At 62.4% G+C, this 16,129-nt stretch carries 14 protein-coding genes and 1 other RNA gene; 13 read left to right on the top strand and 2 right to left on the bottom strand.

Going from position 1 to position 16,129, the window contains the following annotated elements:
- The first annotated feature begins 172 nt into the window (after positions 1–172).
- On the top strand, positions 173–1,117 hold the full coding sequence (gene rarD / locus V8Z65_RS11260) for an EamA family transporter RarD (RefSeq protein ID WP_338720039.1): 945 nt from the start codon (positions 173–175) through the stop codon (positions 1,115–1,117).
- Here the strand turns inward: rarD and V8Z65_RS11255 are convergent.
- A complete protein-coding gene (locus V8Z65_RS11255) occupies positions 1,114–2,016 on the bottom strand; it encodes a LysR substrate-binding domain-containing protein (protein WP_338720037.1) in 903 nt (300 codons plus the stop codon). The two genes, rarD and V8Z65_RS11255, sit on opposite strands and share 4 nt — an antisense overlap.
- Positions 2,017–2,112: 96 nt before the next feature.
- Between V8Z65_RS11255 and katG the strand changes: the two genes are divergently transcribed.
- Positions 2,113–4,299, top strand: a complete 2,187-nt coding sequence (katG, locus tag V8Z65_RS11250; RefSeq protein ID WP_338720035.1) for a catalase/peroxidase HPI — start codon at positions 2,113–2,115, stop codon at positions 4,297–4,299.
- 117 nt (positions 4,300–4,416) lie between these two features.
- Here the strand turns inward: katG and V8Z65_RS11245 are convergent, their stop codons facing one another.
- Positions 4,417–4,764 carry a hypothetical protein gene (locus V8Z65_RS11245; RefSeq protein ID WP_338720033.1) on the bottom strand — a complete coding sequence of 116 codons (348 nt, stop codon included), beginning with the start codon at positions 4,762–4,764 and terminating at the stop codon, positions 4,417–4,419.
- Positions 4,765–4,968: 204 nt separating this feature from the next.
- On the opposite strand from V8Z65_RS11245, the gene V8Z65_RS11240 reads away from it, so the two are divergent.
- From V8Z65_RS11240 to V8Z65_RS11190, 11 genes are all read left to right on the top strand, one after another.
- Positions 4,969–6,093 carry a DUF2336 domain-containing protein gene (locus tag V8Z65_RS11240; RefSeq protein ID WP_338720031.1) on the top strand — a complete coding sequence of 375 codons (1,125 nt, stop codon included), beginning with the start codon at positions 4,969–4,971 and terminating at the stop codon, positions 6,091–6,093.
- 100 nt (positions 6,094–6,193) lie between these two features.
- The gene (locus V8Z65_RS11235; RefSeq protein ID WP_338720028.1) at positions 6,194–7,240 is read left to right on the top strand and encodes an ABC transporter ATP-binding protein; all 1,047 of its coding nucleotides are present in this window, start codon (positions 6,194–6,196) and stop codon (positions 7,238–7,240) included.
- A 218-nt stretch (positions 7,241–7,458) separates the two neighbouring features.
- Positions 7,459–8,430, top strand: a complete 972-nt coding sequence (locus tag V8Z65_RS11230; RefSeq protein ID WP_338724010.1) for an extracellular solute-binding protein — start codon at positions 7,459–7,461, stop codon at positions 8,428–8,430.
- A 163-nt stretch (positions 8,431–8,593) separates the two neighbouring features.
- The gene (locus tag V8Z65_RS11225) at positions 8,594–10,135 is read left to right on the top strand and encodes an iron ABC transporter permease (protein ID WP_338724008.1); all 1,542 of its coding nucleotides are present in this window, start codon (positions 8,594–8,596) and stop codon (positions 10,133–10,135) included.
- Positions 10,136–10,251: 116 nt separating this feature from the next.
- Complete coding sequence (locus V8Z65_RS11220; protein ID WP_338720025.1) at positions 10,252–10,665, top strand: hypothetical protein; 414 nt, start codon at positions 10,252–10,254, stop codon at positions 10,663–10,665.
- Between the two features lie 994 nt (positions 10,666–11,659).
- Positions 11,660–12,619 carry a metalloregulator ArsR/SmtB family transcription factor gene (locus V8Z65_RS11215; RefSeq protein WP_338720023.1) on the top strand — a complete coding sequence of 320 codons (960 nt, stop codon included), beginning with the start codon at positions 11,660–11,662 and terminating at the stop codon, positions 12,617–12,619.
- 4 nt (positions 12,620–12,623) lie between these two features.
- Positions 12,624–13,517 (top strand): methylenetetrahydrofolate reductase [NAD(P)H], encoded by an 894-nt coding sequence (gene metF / locus V8Z65_RS11210; protein WP_338720021.1) that lies wholly within the window; start codon positions 12,624–12,626, stop codon positions 13,515–13,517.
- Between the two features lie 128 nt (positions 13,518–13,645).
- Positions 13,646–14,434, top strand: a complete 789-nt coding sequence (locus tag V8Z65_RS11205; RefSeq protein WP_338720019.1) for a hypothetical protein — start codon at positions 13,646–13,648, stop codon at positions 14,432–14,434.
- 102 nt (positions 14,435–14,536) lie between these two features.
- The gene (locus tag V8Z65_RS11200) at positions 14,537–15,271 is read left to right on the top strand and encodes a DnaJ family molecular chaperone (protein ID WP_338720017.1); all 735 of its coding nucleotides are present in this window, start codon (positions 14,537–14,539) and stop codon (positions 15,269–15,271) included.
- Positions 15,272–15,303: 32 nt separating this feature from the next.
- Positions 15,304–15,685, top strand: an RNA gene (gene rnpB, locus V8Z65_RS11195) — RNase P RNA component class A.
- 133 nt (positions 15,686–15,818) lie between these two features.
- Positions 15,819–15,974 carry a hypothetical protein gene (locus V8Z65_RS11190; protein ID WP_338720015.1) on the top strand — a complete coding sequence of 52 codons (156 nt, stop codon included), beginning with the start codon at positions 15,819–15,821 and terminating at the stop codon, positions 15,972–15,974.
- Positions 15,975–16,129 lie beyond the last annotated feature (155 nt).

Genomic DNA, 16,129 nt, shown 5'->3' with positions numbered 1-16,129 from the left:
CGAAGCGCATGAGCAGGGCCGGCGCTTCTCAAGGCCAAACGTCCCACACCGATAAAGGTTGGGACGAAGCCATCACCTTTGCAAGGGTTGACGATCACAAACTCTGATTGGCGCGGCGGTAATCGGGCTGGTACATGGATACGCACCCGCGTCCTGGTGCGGAGCCCCCAGCATGACCCTTCCCGAACAAGCCCCCGAACTGGCCGCCGAGAGCGTGACGACGCGCGGGGCCGATGCTGGCGAGACGCGAAAAGGCGTCGTCGCGGCGCTGTCCGCCTATCTGTTCTGGGGCTTCCTGCCGATCCTGTTCCATCTGCTCGATCAGGCCGGTTCGGTGCTGATCGTGGCCGAGCGCACGCTCTGGTCGCTGGTTCTGCTGACCCTGTTCATCGCCTTCACCGGCGGTTTTAGCGAAATCCGGTCGGTGCTGGCCGATTTCCGCCGCATGCGGGTGATCGCCATGTCAGCCCTGCTGCTGGTGTGCAATTGGCTGCTCTATGTCTGGGCGGTGGAAACGGGCCAGGTGCTTGAGGCCAGTTTCGGCTATTTCATCAATCCGCTGGTCAATGTGGCCATCGGCATGGTGCTTCTAGGCGAACGGCAGAACCGCATGCAGTCCGTGGCGATTGCCATTGCGGCGGTGGCCATTCTCATCCAGGCGGCCGGCATTGGCCGCGTGCCGCTCATCGCGCTGGGCCTGGCCTTTTCTTTCGGGTTTTACGGCTTCATTCGCAAAACCGCGCAGACAGGCCCGGCTACCGGCCTGTTTGCCGAAACGCTGGTGGCCGCGCCACTGGCCATGGGCTATGTCATCTTCGACATTGTGCACAATGGCGTGGGCGTTCATGCCGATCCCACCCTTATGCTCCTGCTGATCGCCACCGGACCGGCGACGGCTGTGCCGCTCCTGCTCTTTGCCTACGGTGTTCGGCGGCTACGCCTGACCACGATCGGCATGTTCCAATATCTCGCGCCGTCCATTCAGTTCCTCCTGGCCATTATGCTGTTTGGCGAAGAACTCAATCCGATGCGCTTGTTGAGCTTTGCGCTGATCTGGTTGTCGCTGGCGGTATTTTCCTGGGACAGTTTCAGCCAACGGCGCCGCATGGCCGTTTAACCAGCCGAGGCCGGCCGCGTTTTGCGTATAACCTCGGCGATCTGTGTGAACGTGTCGGCAAAGGGGGTCGCCTCGCGCCAGACCAGCCGCAATTGCCGTCCGGCCGCCGGATCGTCGAGTGGGTGCACGGCAATGCGGGGGTCGCTCGCCTCCTTGCGCAGCGCGATTTGTGGGAGCAGCGTCACGCCCTGCCCATTGGCGACAAATTCGACAATGGTGGACAGGGATGTGGCCGCAAAGGTCTTGGTTCCTCGCTCCGTATCGAGCCGGCAGGCCGATATGGTCTGGTCGCGGAAGCAATGCCCTTCGTCCAGCAGCAGAATGCGGTCCTGGGGCAGGGCCGCAAGCGAGACCGGCTCGCTTGTTCTTTCGCCGCTGGGCGTTGCCAGCACGAAATTGTCGTCGAAAAGCGACATGTCCACCAGGCGCGGGCCGGGGCCATCCGGTTCGGTCGCGATCAGGGCGATGTCGAGGCTGCCCTCGCGCAGTCCGTCGAGCAGGGCGTCGGTCCGGCTTTCGCTGACGGCGAATTTAAGGTCGGGCAGCTCGCGGGTCAGTGCGGGGAAAATCTCGGGCAGAAGATAGGGTGCGACGGTCGGTATCAGGCCAAAGCGCAGGGCGCGTGCGGGCTTGCCTGCCCGGCCAGTGGCGAAGGCGTCCAGCGCCTCGGCGCTTTTGATCGTATCACGGGCCATGGTGACGAATTCGCGCCCGAAAGGGGTGAGCCGCACTCCGGCTTTGAGCCGGTCAAAAAGAGGCGTGCCGCATAGGCTCTCCAGGCTCAGGATTTGCTGGGAAAGAGCTGGTTGGGTGACCGACGATGCTTCTGCGGCGCGGCCGAAATGCCCGGTTTCCGCCACGGCAACGGCATAGCGCATCTGTTTCAGGGTGATCGTCACAATTAGTTTTTCCTATCGAATTAGGAAGAATTATCGATTGGTCTAATCGATGTCACCCCCCTATAACGCGGGCATATCTATTCAGGAGGCCCCACCATGACCGACCCCAATCCCAAGTCCGAAGCCGGCAAATGCCCATTCCCGCATGGGGGCGCGGGCCGTGGCCCGAAGAATCGCGACTGGTGGCCAGAGGCGCTGGATGTGCAGGTGCTGCACGCCAATTCGAACCTGTCGGACCCAATGGGTCCTGATTTCGACTATGCCGAGGCCTTCAAGGCGCTCGATCTGGACGCGGTCAAGGCGGACCTCCGCGCCCTGATGACGGATAGCCAGGACTGGTGGCCGGCCGATTTCGGTCACTATGGCGGCCTTTTCATCCGTATGGCCTGGCACAGCGCCGGCACCTATCGCATCACCGATGGCCGCGGTGGCGCCGGCATGGGGCAGCAGCGTTTCGCCCCGCTCAATTCCTGGCCGGACAATGCCAATCTGGACAAGGCCCGGCGTCTACTCTGGCCGATCAAGCAGAAATACGGCAATGCCATTTCCTGGGCGGATCTGATGATCCTGACCGGCAATGTGGCCCTTGAATCTATGGGTTTTAAAACCTTCGGCTTTGCCGGTGGCCGCGCCGATGTGTGGGAGCCTGAAGAGCTCTATTGGGGCCCCGAAGGCACCTGGCTTGGCGACTCGCGCTATTCGGGCGAACGCCAGCTCGAAGAGCCACTGGCCGCCGTGCAGATGGGTCTCATTTACGTCAATCCCGAAGGCCCGAACGGCAATCCCGATCCGGTTCTGGCAGCCCGCGATATCCGCGAGACCTTTGCCCGCATGGCCATGAATGACGAGGAGACCGTGGCGCTGATCGCGGGTGGCCACACCTTCGGCAAGACCCATGGCGCCGGCGACCCGTCCCTTATCGGCCCCGATCCTGAAGGTGGCGCGGTCGAAGACCAGGGCCTGGGCTGGAAGAGCACGTTCCAAAGCGGCTTGGGAAAGGATTCCATCACCTCGGGCCTTGAGGTCACATGGACGCAGACCCCGGTACGCTGGAGCAATTTCTTCTTTGAGAACCTGTTCAAATATGAATGGGAGCTGACCACCAGCCCCGCCGGCGCCAAGCAGTGGGTGGCCAAGACGGACGACGAGGTCATTCCCGATGCCTTCGACCCCTCGAAAAAGCATCGTCCGACCATGCTCACCACCGATTTGTCGCTGCGGTTCGATCCCGTCTACGAAAAGATTTCGCGCCGGTTCCTTGAAAATCCGGACCAGTTCGCCGATGCCTTTGCCCGCGCCTGGTTCAAGCTGACCCACCGCGATATGGGCCCCAAGGTCCGTTATCTCGGCAAGGAAGTTCCCGCCGAAGACCTGATCTGGCAGGACGTCATTCCGGCTGTCGATCACGAGTTGGTCGATGCCGCCGACATTGCCGCCCTCAAGGCCAAGGTGCTGGCGTCCGGCCTCTCGGTCTCCGAGCTGGTCTCAACCGCCTGGGCTTCCGCCTCGACCTTCCGCAAGTCGGACAAGCGTGGCGGCGCCAATGGCGCGCGCATCCGCTTTGCCCCGCAGAAGGATTGGGAAGTCAACCAGCCGGCCCAGTTGGCCAATGTGTTGTCGAAGCTGGAGACCATCCGCGACGAATTCAATGCCTCGGCCGAGCGTGGCAAGAAGATATCGCTGGCCGACCTCATCGTGCTGGCCGGTTCGGCGGCGCTCGAAAGGGCCGCCCATGCGGGTGGTCACGCCATCACTGTGCCCTTCACGCCGGGCCGCATGGACGCTTCCGAAGCGCAGACCGATGCGGCTTCCTTCGCGGCTTTGGAACCGCGCGCCGATGCGTTCCGCAACTATTATAGCGCGCGCACCTTCATGCAGCCCGAAGAAGCCATGGTGGATCGTGCTCAATTGCTGGGCCTGACCGGGCCGGAACTGACTGTTCTGCTCGGTGGTCTGCGCGTGCTCAGGGCCGGGGTCAACGACCACGGGGTGTTCACCGACCGGCCCGAAACGCTCAGCAACGACTTCTTCCTCAACCTGCTGACCATGGACACCGTCTGGGCGCCCAAGGCCGACGAAGAGGGCGTTTATGAAGGACGCGACCGCAAGAGTGGTGCCCTCAAATGGACCGGCACCCGCGTCGACCTGATCTTCGGTTCGCATTCGCAGCTGCGGGCTTTTGCCGAGGTCTATGGCCAGTCGGACTCGGCGGCCAAGTTCGCCCGGGACTTTGTGGCCGCCTGGACCAAGGTGATGAACGCGGATCGCTTCGATTTGCTCTGATCGCACCGCCGATACGACAATGAAAAGGGCACCCATGGGGTGCCCTTTTCATTGTCCATTGCCTCCCTCCACTCAAGGGGAGGGGGACAAAACCGCATTAAACTCAACGTGAACGAACTAGGGGCAGCGGTCATAGACCACCGGGTCGATGCCCATGCCATAGCCCTCAGCGTTATAGAGCAATTGGTCGGTTTCCGATGCATATTCGAAATTGTCGACATTGCCCTCTTCGGCCCAGTGAATGGCGCCGTTGCCGGCCGGGCTATCGGCTTCGAAATAGTCGATAGCCATGGCCTCGCCCGCGCCCATGGCCAGGCTATCGGCGGTGATGTGGATGACGTTGTCCTCCTGGTCACATTGACCCTCGACAGCCCAGGTGCCCACCAGCTCTTCGGGCATGTCGTTTGCCAGGGCGGGGGTGATTGCGAGGGTGGAAATGGCCAGAACAGTTACAAATGCGCGCATGTGAAAATCCTCCGAACAATTGGGTGATGATCCTACTGCGGGCCAATATTGACAAGACCGGTCCCGCCGATGGGCTCCAGGACTCCGCCGGAGCTGCCATGGATAAAATTTGAATCAAATCCCGCCATGAGCCTTCAGTCCACGCAAGCATGTGGAAGGCCAGTCTGGCCTGAACTGAGCGGCAGAAGCCGGGAGAAAACGACCATGTCAGAACTCGATGAAGGCCATAGGGCGTTCGCGAATTTCCGCGTGCTGAACGGTGAGGATAACCAGGCAGAACGCGAGCAGTTGTTCCGCACCACGGCGCAGCTCTTCAGCTATGTGTCCGATCGCTGTGACGACGATCAGGTCGCCCAATATGATGAAGTTCTGTGCCAACTCGCCGAACTGGTCGAGGTCGAGGCGCGCGTGCATGTCGCCAAACTGCTCGCGCCGCTCGAGCGGGCGCCCGGAACCGTGGTTGTCAAACTGGCCAATGACGTTATCGAGGTTGCCCGTCCGCTCCTCGAATTCTCCAATGTGCTCAGCGACGACGATCTGATCGACATCATTACCCGCCAGACCGAGGACCATCGCGTCGCCATTGCCAGCCGGGCAAATGTGACCGAGCGGGTTGGCGATGCCCTGGTCGATCATGGCCAGACTGCATCGGTGGTGCGCCTGGTACGCAATCCCAAGGCGGACTTCGATCGCGCGACTTTGGAAAAGCTGGTGCACCGCGCGACGCAGGATGCCGAGATCGCCGCAGATCTGCGCGGCCGCACCGATATCGACTGGAAATCGCTGCGCGGTGAAATCGACCAGGTCGCGGGCAAGGTTCTGCAGACCCTGGGGAATCTGGATCGCCAGGTCGACCCCGTGGCCGCCGGCAAGATCAATACCGTGGTCTATAACCGCATCCGCAACCGCGCCGGGTTTAACGCGCAGGAGTGGAAGGTTGCCTATAATCAGGTCAAGGGCCTTGCCGACCGCAAGCAGCTCGATGACCGGGCGCTGGCCCGATTTGCCCGCTTCGGCTATGGCCACCACGCCGCCGCCGCCATGGCGGTGATGCTGCATGTTGCGCCCGAAATCGTGGTGAAATGGCTGGCCGGCCAGGATTATGTCGCCGTTATCGTGGCGCTGCGCGCGTCGGGCATGGCGCCGGACCTGTTCGAAGCCATTGTGGCGACGCTGCCCTGGCGCGACCTGCCGACCGAAGCGGACAAGAAGATGGTCCTCTCCCGCTTCGAGGCGCTGGAGGGCGAAGATGCCAAGCACATTTTCGAGCTGTGGCGGGCCCATTCCTTCCGCAAGCGCGCCATGAGCGAAGATCGCCAGACGGCTTAGGCGGCCAGCAGGCTTCAGCTTGCGTGCAATTCGCGTTTCAATGGAGCCGCTACATTGCGCTCCCTTGACAAGCGCGTGGGCTCACGGCCACTAGCAAGCCATGACGTCCACCCGCTCCATGCTTGTTCTTGACAATGTGTCGCGCCGTTTCGGCTCTGTTGCCGCCCTTGATGGGGTGTCGCTCGAGATCGGTGCCGGGCAGATCGCGTGTCTCGTGGGCCATTCGGGTTGCGGCAAGTCTACCCTGTTGCGCACTGTGGCGGGGATCGAGACCATCGATGGCGGGAAGATCCTGATCGATGGCATTACCGTTTCGGGCGACGATGCCTTTGTCGAGCCCGAGCATCGCCGCGTCGGCTTCATGTTTCAGGATTATGCGCTGTTTCCGCATCTGAGTGTGCGCCAGAACATCGCTTTCGGCTTGTCGAAACTGCCCCGATCCGACCGCGCCCGGCGCGTTGCCGATATTATCGAGCGCATTGGCATCGGCGCCCTGGCCGACCGCTTTCCGCATATGCTCTCGGGCGGCGAGCAGCAGCGCGTGGCGCTGGCCCGTGCCCTGGCGCCGCAACCGCGCCTATTGCTCATGGACGAACCCTTTTCCAATCTGGATCGCGGTTTGCGTGACAAGGTGCGCCACGAAACGCTGGCCATTGTGCGCGATCTGGCTATGACGGCGGTCGTGGTGACCCACGATCCCGAAGAGGCCTTGGCGATTGGCGATATGGTCGCCCTAATGCAGTCGGGGCGGCTGGTCGAGGCGGGAACCGGCGAGCGCATCTATGATGCGCCATGGACGGCCTATGCCGCCTCCTTCTTCTCGCAGGTCAATGTGATCCCGGCGCGCTTCTCGCCCGATGGGTTGGAAACGCCATTGGGACGTTTCCCTTCGCCCGATTTCCGCGGCGGCGCGCCGCGCGTCCTGGTGCGGCCGCAATCCATTTCCATTGCCGGGCAAGGGATTGCAGCAGAGGTATTGGACCGGGCGATTCTGGGTGAGATTGAGCAGATCGAGCTCAAGGTGAGCGGTCTTTCCGCGCCGCTCATCATGCGGGGCACGGCCCGCCATGATGTCGCACCCGGCCAAAGCGTCCATCTCAGCATAAATGCCTCTCAGGTCATGATATTCCCCGAAAAGGGCGAATAGGCGCGCTGCTTTCTCGAATTATCGCGCTCGGCCAACAGTTTAGAACGAATCCAAGCTTTGCCGATTTAAATTGACTTGCGTTGTCCACTATGGCTTTTGCGCCGGTGTCGGGCGCGGCCCGGCCTCCCGCGCCCCGCGACCAAATCTGCAAGGAAAAGTTCATGCGAAGCACGTTCAAGACAATTTGCCTCACTAGCCTTCTCGCCTTGGGCGCAGCCATGCCGGCGCTGGCCAATGAGGTCAATATCTACACCACCCGGGAGCCGGGCCTCATCCAGCCCATTCTGGACGCCTTCACCAGCGAGACCGGCATTGCGGTCAATACCGTGTTTCTCGAAAGCGGGCTGATCGAACGCGTCAAGGCCGAGGGCGATAGCTCCCCGGCCGATATTCTGATGACCGTGGATTTCGGCGCGCTGGTGGACCTGGTCGATGCCGGCGTGACCCAGCCGGTTCAGTCGGACGTGCTCGAAGCGGCCGTGCCCGAGGCGCTGCGCGACGCTGATGGCAACTGGTTTGCGCTGTCGGGCCGCGCCCGCGTGGTCTATGCCGCCAAGGAGCTCGATCTCGACAGCATCACCTATGAGCAGCTCGACGATGAAGAATGGCGCGGCAAGCTCTGCATCCGCTCGGGGCAGCACCCCTATAACACCGCCATGTTCGCCGCCTATATGGCCAAATATGGCGAGGACGCCACCAAGTCCTGGCTCGAAGGCATCAAGGCCAACCAGGCCCGCGCTGCTGCCGGTGGTGACCGTGATGGCGCCCGCGATATCGCGGCCGGCGTCTGCGACATTGCCGTGGCCAATTCCTATTATTACGGCCTGATGGCCAGCGGCGCCGGTGGCGATGAACAGAAGGCCTGGTCCGATGCCGTCAAGGTGATCCTGCCGACCTTTGAAGGTGGCGGCACTCTGGTCAATGTCAGCGGCGCAGCCGTTGCGGCGCATGCGCCCAATCGCGACGAAGCGGTGCAACTGCTCGAATATCTGGTCTCCGATGAAGCCCAGAAGCTCTATGCCGATGCCAATTTCGAGTATCCGGTGTCGCCCACCGCCGAGGTCAATCCGATCATTGCCGAGTTCGGCAAGCTGAACCCGGACAGCCTTTCGCTCTCGGACATTCTGCCCTTCCGGGCGCGTGCCAGCGAGCTGGTGGACGAGGTCAATTTCGACACTTTCGGTAATTGATGACCAGGTCGAACCCATGCGGTCCGCGTTCTGAACCATGACAGAACGCGCCGCAGAGCGCCCCCGGTGGCGCGCGACTCATGCGTTGAGCCCTTGGGCCGTCGTGACTTTGGTCACGGCGGCTCTGGCGCTTGTGCCCATTGCGGCCATTGCGACCACAGCCATGGCCGATACCGGATCGCTGTGGAACCATGTGGTGCGCTACGTCCTGCCGCAATCGACGTGGAACACGCTTGTCCTCCTGGCCGGCAGTGGCCTCATCGCCACCATGGTGGGAACGGGTGCGGCCTGGATTGTCTCGGCCTATGATTTCCGCGGGCGCGGCGTTCTGGAATGGGCGCTGCTGCTGCCTTTGGCCGTGCCGACCTACATCATGGCCTATGCCTATCTCGATATTCTCAACCCGCTGGGGCCGGTGCAGGGGGCGCTGCGCTGGGTTCTGGGCTATTCGAGCCCGCGACAGTTCCGCTTGCCTGATATGCGCACGATGTGGGGCGCCATCGTGGTCTTTGGCTTTGTGCTTTATCCTTACGTCTATCTCTCGACCCGGGCCATGTTCCTGACCCAGGCGGCCAATGTCACCGAAGCGGCGCGCACGCTTGGCGTGTCGCGCTCGGGCATCTTCTGGCGCGTCGCCCTGCCGCTGGCGCGCCCGGCCATTGCCGTGGGCGTTTCCCTGGCGCTGATGGAAGTGCTCAACGATGTCGGCGCCTCCCAGTTTTTGGGGGTCCGGACGCTGACCGCATCGGTCTATACCACCTGGATTGTTCGCACCGACCTACCCGGCGCCACCCAGATTGCCCTGGGCATGCTGGCCATCGTCCTTGCCCTGCTGGTGCTGGAGCGTTGGGCCCGCCGCCGCCAGCGCTTTGCCTCAACGGCGCAGAATGCGCGGCAGATGCAGCGCGAAAAACTCCGCGGCCTGCCAGCCTTGATCGCATTCTTGCTTGGCGCCGCACCGGTGCTGATCGGGTTTGCGGGGCCTGCCCTTTATCTCATGGTGGCGGCGATCCGGCGCTTCGAATTTGCCGGGCTTTCGCAGGCTCTGATCCGGGCCACGCTGAACACGGTCAGCGTTTCGGCGCTGGCGACGCTGGTCGTGCTCTCGCTCGGCTTTGCCGTGGCCTATGCGGCGCGCCTGCATGCCGGCCAATGGTCCGCCAGTGCCATGCGGGTCGCTTCTCTGGGCTATGCGGTGCCGGGCACGGTCCTCGCCATCGGCATTCTCATTCCCGTCGCGGCGCTCGATCGCACCCTGGGCGGTCTCTGGCATGCCTGGACGGGTCTGTCCGCCGGGCTGTTGCTGCTCGGCTCCGGCGCGGCGCTCATCTATGCCTACGCCGCGCGCTTCATCGCCATTTCCGCCGGCGGCATCGATGCCGGCCTCAGCCGCATCCCGCCGGCCTATGACAACGCGGCGCGCACATTGGGGCAGGGCGCCAGCGGCACCTTCTGGCGCGTCCACCTGCCGCTCTCACGTCCCGCGCTCACGGCGGCCGGCCTGCTGGTCTTTGTCGATTGCATGAAGGAATTGCCGGCAACCCTCCTCCTGCGCCCCCTCAATTTCGAGAGCCTGGCGACCCTGCTCTATGGCGAAGCCGCCCGCGGCACCTATGAAGACGCAGCGCTGGCAGCCCTGCTCATCGTGGCCATTGGCATTTTGCCGGTTATCCTGCTGGCGCGAACGGCCCGGGCTATCCGGTAGGGGGCGGAGCTGGGTGGGCCGATGCGGTGGTAGGGATGGGGTGGGAGCGGGCGGCTATTGGCAGATTTGCGCGTTAAGCAGACAATGCCTTGTCAATCTTTGGGGGACGCCGGCCTGTGACACTGGTAATTCTGGCGCTTCTGACTATTCCCATCCAGATGTTCGGGTATGCCACCACTTGTACGCAAGGCGATAGCGGCAGTGCTTTGGCGAGTTCCGTCATCTCGGGCCTGCTCTTGTTCGCTATGGCAGCTCTTTTGCTAAGCAAAGGGGCGTCAAATGAACGGGCCGCCATTTCGCTAATAGTCACAGCTATTTTGCTGATCGGAACCCTTGCATTCACCTATGCTATCTGGCTCGGGACGATAGTATACGGCACACCGTGTGGTGCGAACTTCGAGTTCTATGCACTCGAAGCGCCAAACCGGGCCCTTGTCCTTTTGAGCTATCTGATGCTTCCTATATTAAACGTTGCACTCTGCTTGCGGCTGACCGGCAAGCAGCTCTTCGTTCAGAAACCGTCCACCTGACGGCCGGTTTTGGCAATCGCAACACGCTCGCTCGTTGGCCGATTTGGGGTCTAACCCGCCGTCCCGATTTGCCTCTTTGTCGGCATCCCCCACCGGCCGTCACCCTCGGCCTTGAGCCGAGGGCTCTGTACTTTGGGATTTCGGCAGGGGCCCCATATTGCGACACACCCTGAATGGCACGATCCCGGGGACGATATCGTCGAGTGAAGAACCCTCGGCTCAAGGCCGAGGGTGACGCGCGGTGGATGGGGAGATAGCAGGTTTTGGTCATCTCATTGTATCGCCTCAGCGGCAAAATTGGGGATCGATAGCTGCCATCTGGGTCTACGGACAGCACCCCCACCCTTGGTCCCTCCCCACAAGGGGGACGGGAGACGATGAGTACAAGCGCTGCGGCCCTGCGCTTCCCTCCCCTTGTGGGCTTCGAACCGGCCGGAGGCAATTTCGCTCCGGTGGAGCGAAATTAGGTGACTTCGCAGACGGTCCGCAAAGCGGATGTGCGGCTCCAGTGGAGCCGCATAAGTCAAGAAGGCTAAGAGAGCCAGGCTCGAATGGCTGGAGGCGAGATAGGACTTAGCATCAGCTAAGTCCGTTAAATCGAGCAGGGTGGGGGTGTCGGACTATCAACGCATTGAGACGACAGAATATTCACAAGTAATCCCCGCCCCCAAAAACCTGCCCCATACTCCCCTCATTCCTCTCGCGACAGGGCGGCCTGCAGCGACCAGCTTCGTGCTGTGCCGCAGGCAAAATCTCCCCGGTGGGGAGATTTTAAGCAAGAAGGCCATGAGCGCTGCGCGCGAATGGCAAGCGTTCCCGAGACGGCTTTCGTTTCAGTTTTTTTGTTTCAGGGACGGCAGCCGTCTCGGGACTCCGCTCTTTTCCTATAACCGCGAAGCCAAATGGCCGGGCGGCGCATCACCATGGCCGAAAATTGATGCTGGACCTCGTCGTCGAACTAGATATAAAGATATCTTTATATCTTGAGGACGCGATGAGCGGATTGGGCAAACTGGTCGGGGTATTAAAGGCGGCGGGCGAAAGCACACGGTTGCGCCTGCTCGCGCTTCTGGCCGATGGCGATCATTCGGTCAAGGATCTCACCGAAATTCTCGACCAGAGCCAGCCGCGCGTGTCCCGGCATCTCAAATTGCTGGCCGATGCAGGCCTGGTGCAGCGCCATGCCGAAGGGGCCTGGGCCTATTACCGGCTGGCGCCCGAAGGGCAGGGTGCAGAGCTTGCCCGCTGGCTGACTGCGCGCGTCGATCCCAATGCGCCTGAGCGTAAGCGCGATAAGGCACGGCAGGCCGAGGCGCGGGCCGAACAACAGGCCGTGGCCGCCGATTATTTCGCCAAGGTCGCGGAAAGCTGGGACCTGCTTAAGACCCTCCATGTTCCCGAAGCGGCGGTCGAGGCCGCGGTACTGGCCGAGCTGGGCGGACGCAAGGTCGATCTCCTGGTCGATCTGGGCACGGGCACGGGCCGCATGCTCGAAGTTCTGGCGCCGGCCTATAAGCAGGGCATTGGCCTTGATTCCAGCCGGGAAATGCTGGCCGTGGCCCGCTCGCGCCTGGTCGCCTCGGGCCTCAGCCATGCGCAGGTTCGCTTGGGCGATATCGGCGCGCTCGATCCATCCATCGGCCCGGCCGATGTGGTCGTCATTCATCAGGTGCTGCACTATTTCGACGATCCGGGCCGAATGCTGGCGCAGGCCAGGCGCCTGCTCAAACCGGGCGGGGAAATCCTCATCGTGGATTTCGCCCCGCATGACCTCGAATTCCTGCGCACCGATCATGCCCATAGGCGACTGGGTCTGTCGCGGGAGCAGATGAATGACTGGGCGGCGCTTGCCGGGCTCGACGTGCTTGCGGCGCGTGAATTTCCCAGTGACAGTAAGGATCGCGGGCTGACTGTGTGCCTTTGGCACCTCGGCGACCGCAGCAAAGTGGACTAGAAAGATGATTGACGACAATCTGCGCGCCAGCCGCAAGACGGCAGCCCAGCGCCCGGACCTGCAGCTCTCCTTCGAATTCTTCCCGCCCAAGACCGATGCGATGGAAGAGCGCTTCTGGGACAGCATTACCAAGCTGGCCCCTCTCAGCCCGCGCTTCGTCTCCGTCACCTATGGTGCTGGCGGTTCGACGCGCGAGCGCACCTTGCGCATGGTGCGCCGCATCACCGGCGATAAAGGTGTGCCGGCGGCGGCGCATCTGACCTGTGTCGGGGCGACGCGAGACGAGGTGGACGAGGTGGTGCGCGGCTATGCCGAGGCCGGTGTCTCCAAGATCGTGGCCTTGCGCGGCGATCCGCCGGAAGGGGTGGGGCAACCCTTCACCCCGCACCCTGAAGGTTATCAGAATGCCGCCGATCTCGTCGCCGGCATTCGCCGCATTGGCGACTTCGATATTTCGGTCGCGGCCTATCCCGAAAAGCATCCGCAAAGCGTGGATTGGGATGCCGATATCGACAATCTCAAGCGCAAGATCGATGCCGGTGCCGACCGCGCCATCACCCAGATGTTCTTCTCCAATGCCGATTATCTGCGCTATCTCGAACGCGCGCGAAAGGCCGGCATTACCGCGCCGATCGTGCCCGGCATTCAGCCGATCCATTCGTTCAAGCAGATTTCCGGCTTTGCCGCGCGCTGTGGCGCCTCGATCCCCGATTGGCTGGCTGAGCGGTTCGATGGGCTGGACGAGGATCCGGAAACCCATGCGCTGATGGCGGCCGCGGTGGCCGCAGAACAGGTGACCGAATTGCTCGACGAAGGAGTGACAGAGTTCCACTTCTATACGCTCAACCGGTCCAATCTGGTCCTGGCGCTGGCGCGGCTGCTTGGGCGCCGGCCCTAGGTCCCGACCCGTTCAGCTTGCGTTCAGGCGACTCGGTTCAAATTCGCGGCAAAGTGGCCTTCATATTGTGGCCATGAAAAGCGGGCATGTCCGCGCGCTCGGGCGGAGCATATTGGAAGTCTTTTTCTATGCAGATTGATCGCCGCATTACCAATGGCCTGGCCTGGGCCGGCGCCCTGTTGGTCGTCGCCATTCCGGCTGCCGATGGAACCTTGCGTCAGTTCAGCGGGCCGCGCGCGCCGACGATTGCCGTTCTCGATGAGCAGGCATTGCCGGCGGCAAGCATGCCAACACCGGCGACCGAGCGTCCGCAGTCGGTCGCGATTGCCGAAGCCGATGCGCGGCCGGCAGAAGCCGCCGTCGCCCCGATCGCCGAGGCGAAACCAGCGCTCGCGCCGGCACCCGATCCGGTGACCACGGCAGCGGTTAACGCGCGGGTTTTGGGAAACGATGCCGTCGATAGTTTCCTGCAATCGGGCCGGGAGCTACCCAGCTATATCAGCGATCGCGGTTCGACCGAACCTGCCGAAATCGCGAGCCCTGAACAGACCGAACCCGTGGCGGCGTCCGCGCCTGAACCAGCGGCGGACAGTGTTGCGACCGTATCGCGGACACGCTTCGTCACCTTCCCGACACCGGTGTCGGAGCGGCCTGTTTCGGTGCCGCGCAGCGTTGTAGCCGCATCCGCACCACTGATTGTCGAAACGCCCGATATCGTTGTTACCGCCCAGGACCTGGAAGACTGGGAGAGCGGGCCGCTCTCCGAATTCCTGGCCCGCCGGCAGTCGGGCGGGGCACCGGCGGATATGGGGGATTACGATCCGGATGGTTTCTTTCTCGACCAAGGCCCAAATTCTCGGGCACGGGTCACGCGCTTTCCGCGTACTTACGGCTATGACGCCTATTCGTTTGAGTGAGCGGCAAGGCGGCCATGCCCTGAGGGACATGGACCCGGGCGGCGATAGGCGGTAAGCGTGTTGGCCCAACGGGAAGGGAAGCCCGGAAAAATGCTCTGTTGCGTGCGCAAGGCCGAAGACAATCGTGATGTGTGGCAGAAATTTTCTGCCTTTCTGGGCTCGTTCACCCAAAGAACCGGCATTGCCGGGCATGTCGCCAATATTCTCGATCCGGATACTTGGCTGCCCGGCGGGCGCGACGCGGCCTTCACGCTGGCCTTGATTGCCCTGTCAGCCAAAATGGCTGTGGCCGATGGCGCAGTGACGGCCTCCGAGGTGCGTGCCTTCAACGCGACGGTGGAGATCGCCAAGGGCAGTGAGCCGCAGGTAGAGCGGTTGTTCAATCTCGCCAAGCAGGACGTGGCGGGTTACGACACCTATGCCCGCAAGGTCGCCCGCTTTTTCGCGGACGCGCCTGATACGCTCGAGCATGTGCTCGATAGTCTGTTTTTTATCGCTACGGCTGATGGGCTCGTCCATGAGGCTGAGCTGGATTACCTCCGCGATGTCAGCACGATATTCGGGTTCGACGAGGCGCGTTTCGAGCAGATCGCGTCCCAGCATGTGATGCTGGAGGAGGGCGTCGATCCCTATAGAGTGCTGGGCCTGACCAGCGAGGCGCCGCCGGAGGAGGTCAGGCGCGTCTATCGGCTGTTGGTGGCCGAACATCATCCCGACCGACTGATCGCCAAGGGCGTGCCCGAAGAGCTGATCGATGTGGCTACGGCGCGCATGTCGGCAATCAATCTGGCCTATCAGGCTATAACCCGGCCCAGGCCGCAGCCGTTGCTGACTTGACGGCGTCGCGCCAAAACCGCACATAGGCCCCGCCAGTTGACCGGGTGACCGCTGGCGGACGGGTAACTGTCCGCTGGAGGAAAGTCCGGGCTCCATCGAAACACGGTGACGGCTAAAAGCCGCCGGGGGCGACCCCAGGGAAAGTGCCACAGAAAGCAAACCGCCCCGGCGTGCCGGGGTAAGGATGAAAGGGTGCGGTAAGAGCGCACCGGGCGTCTGGCGACAGAGGCCGCACGGTAAACCCCACCGGGAGCAAGACCAAATAGGGATGACGCGGGGCAACCCAGCCTGTTTCGAGGCCATGTCGTCCGGGTTGGTTGCACGAGCGCGCTGGCAACAGCGGCCTCAGATGAATGGTCACCACGTCGCGGCAACGCGGCCTTACAGAACCCGGCTTACAGGTCAACTGGCATTGCTTCTCAGGTCGGCTTTCTGTTTGATGACAGTAGTTTAATGCACCGGAAAGCAATGGTTATCCGCCGGCAATGCTGCCGCAATGTGGGCAATGGCAGGTTCCTTGGTGTCTTCAAACACAAGGAGCCCCAACATGAAAAATATCCTCTCTGCCATCCTCGCGCTGACCATTGTTGCCGGAGCCGCGGCCCCTGCTCTCGCCTGGACGGGCGACACTTGCCCCTTCAAAGACAAGTCGCTGTGCGTCACCGAGTCGCTGTCGTCGGTGAACTATGGCGATGACGATTGAGCGGCAACTGATCCGCGACGGATCGCCAGCGCGACCCTGCCCCGGAGCCTGGCTTCGGGGCAGGGTCGTTTTGTACCCTTGATCATGACGGTTCGGGTCGCTACATCGTGCGGCTTTCCTCCGCCGTTCTTGAACTGGCGGGCACACGCCTATGG

This window comes from Devosia sp. XK-2 (genome assembly GCF_037113415.1).
Lineage (GTDB): Bacteria > Pseudomonadota > Alphaproteobacteria > Rhizobiales > Devosiaceae > Devosia.
Note: the sequence above shows the minus strand (reverse complement) of the source record. Positions and strands in the feature narration are given on the sequence as shown.

Excerpts from the sequence above, each read along its gene's own strand:
- rarD (WP_338720039.1), top strand. The coding sequence starts at position 173 with ATGACCCTTCCCGAACAAGCCCCCGAACTGGCCGCCGAGAGCGTGACG.
- katG (WP_338720035.1), top strand. The coding sequence starts at position 2,113 with ATGACCGACCCCAATCCCAAGTCCGAAGCCGGCAAATGCCCATTCCCG.
- V8Z65_RS11245 (WP_338720033.1), bottom strand. The coding sequence starts at position 4,764 with ATGCGCGCATTTGTAACTGTTCTGGCCATTTCCACCCTCGCAATCACC.
- V8Z65_RS11240 (WP_338720031.1), top strand. The coding sequence starts at position 4,969 with ATGTCAGAACTCGATGAAGGCCATAGGGCGTTCGCGAATTTCCGCGTG.
- V8Z65_RS11235 (WP_338720028.1), top strand. The coding sequence starts at position 6,194 with ATGACGTCCACCCGCTCCATGCTTGTTCTTGACAATGTGTCGCGCCGT.
- V8Z65_RS11230 (WP_338724010.1), top strand. The coding sequence starts at position 7,459 with ATGCCGGCGCTGGCCAATGAGGTCAATATCTACACCACCCGGGAGCCG.
- V8Z65_RS11225 (WP_338724008.1), top strand. The coding sequence starts at position 8,594 with ATGGCCGATACCGGATCGCTGTGGAACCATGTGGTGCGCTACGTCCTG.
- V8Z65_RS11215 (WP_338720023.1), top strand. The coding sequence starts at position 11,660 with ATGAGCGGATTGGGCAAACTGGTCGGGGTATTAAAGGCGGCGGGCGAA.
- metF (WP_338720021.1), top strand. The coding sequence starts at position 12,624 with ATGATTGACGACAATCTGCGCGCCAGCCGCAAGACGGCAGCCCAGCGC.
- V8Z65_RS11205 (WP_338720019.1), top strand. The coding sequence starts at position 13,646 with ATGCAGATTGATCGCCGCATTACCAATGGCCTGGCCTGGGCCGGCGCC.
- V8Z65_RS11190 (WP_338720015.1), top strand. The coding sequence starts at position 15,819 with ATGAAAAATATCCTCTCTGCCATCCTCGCGCTGACCATTGTTGCCGGA.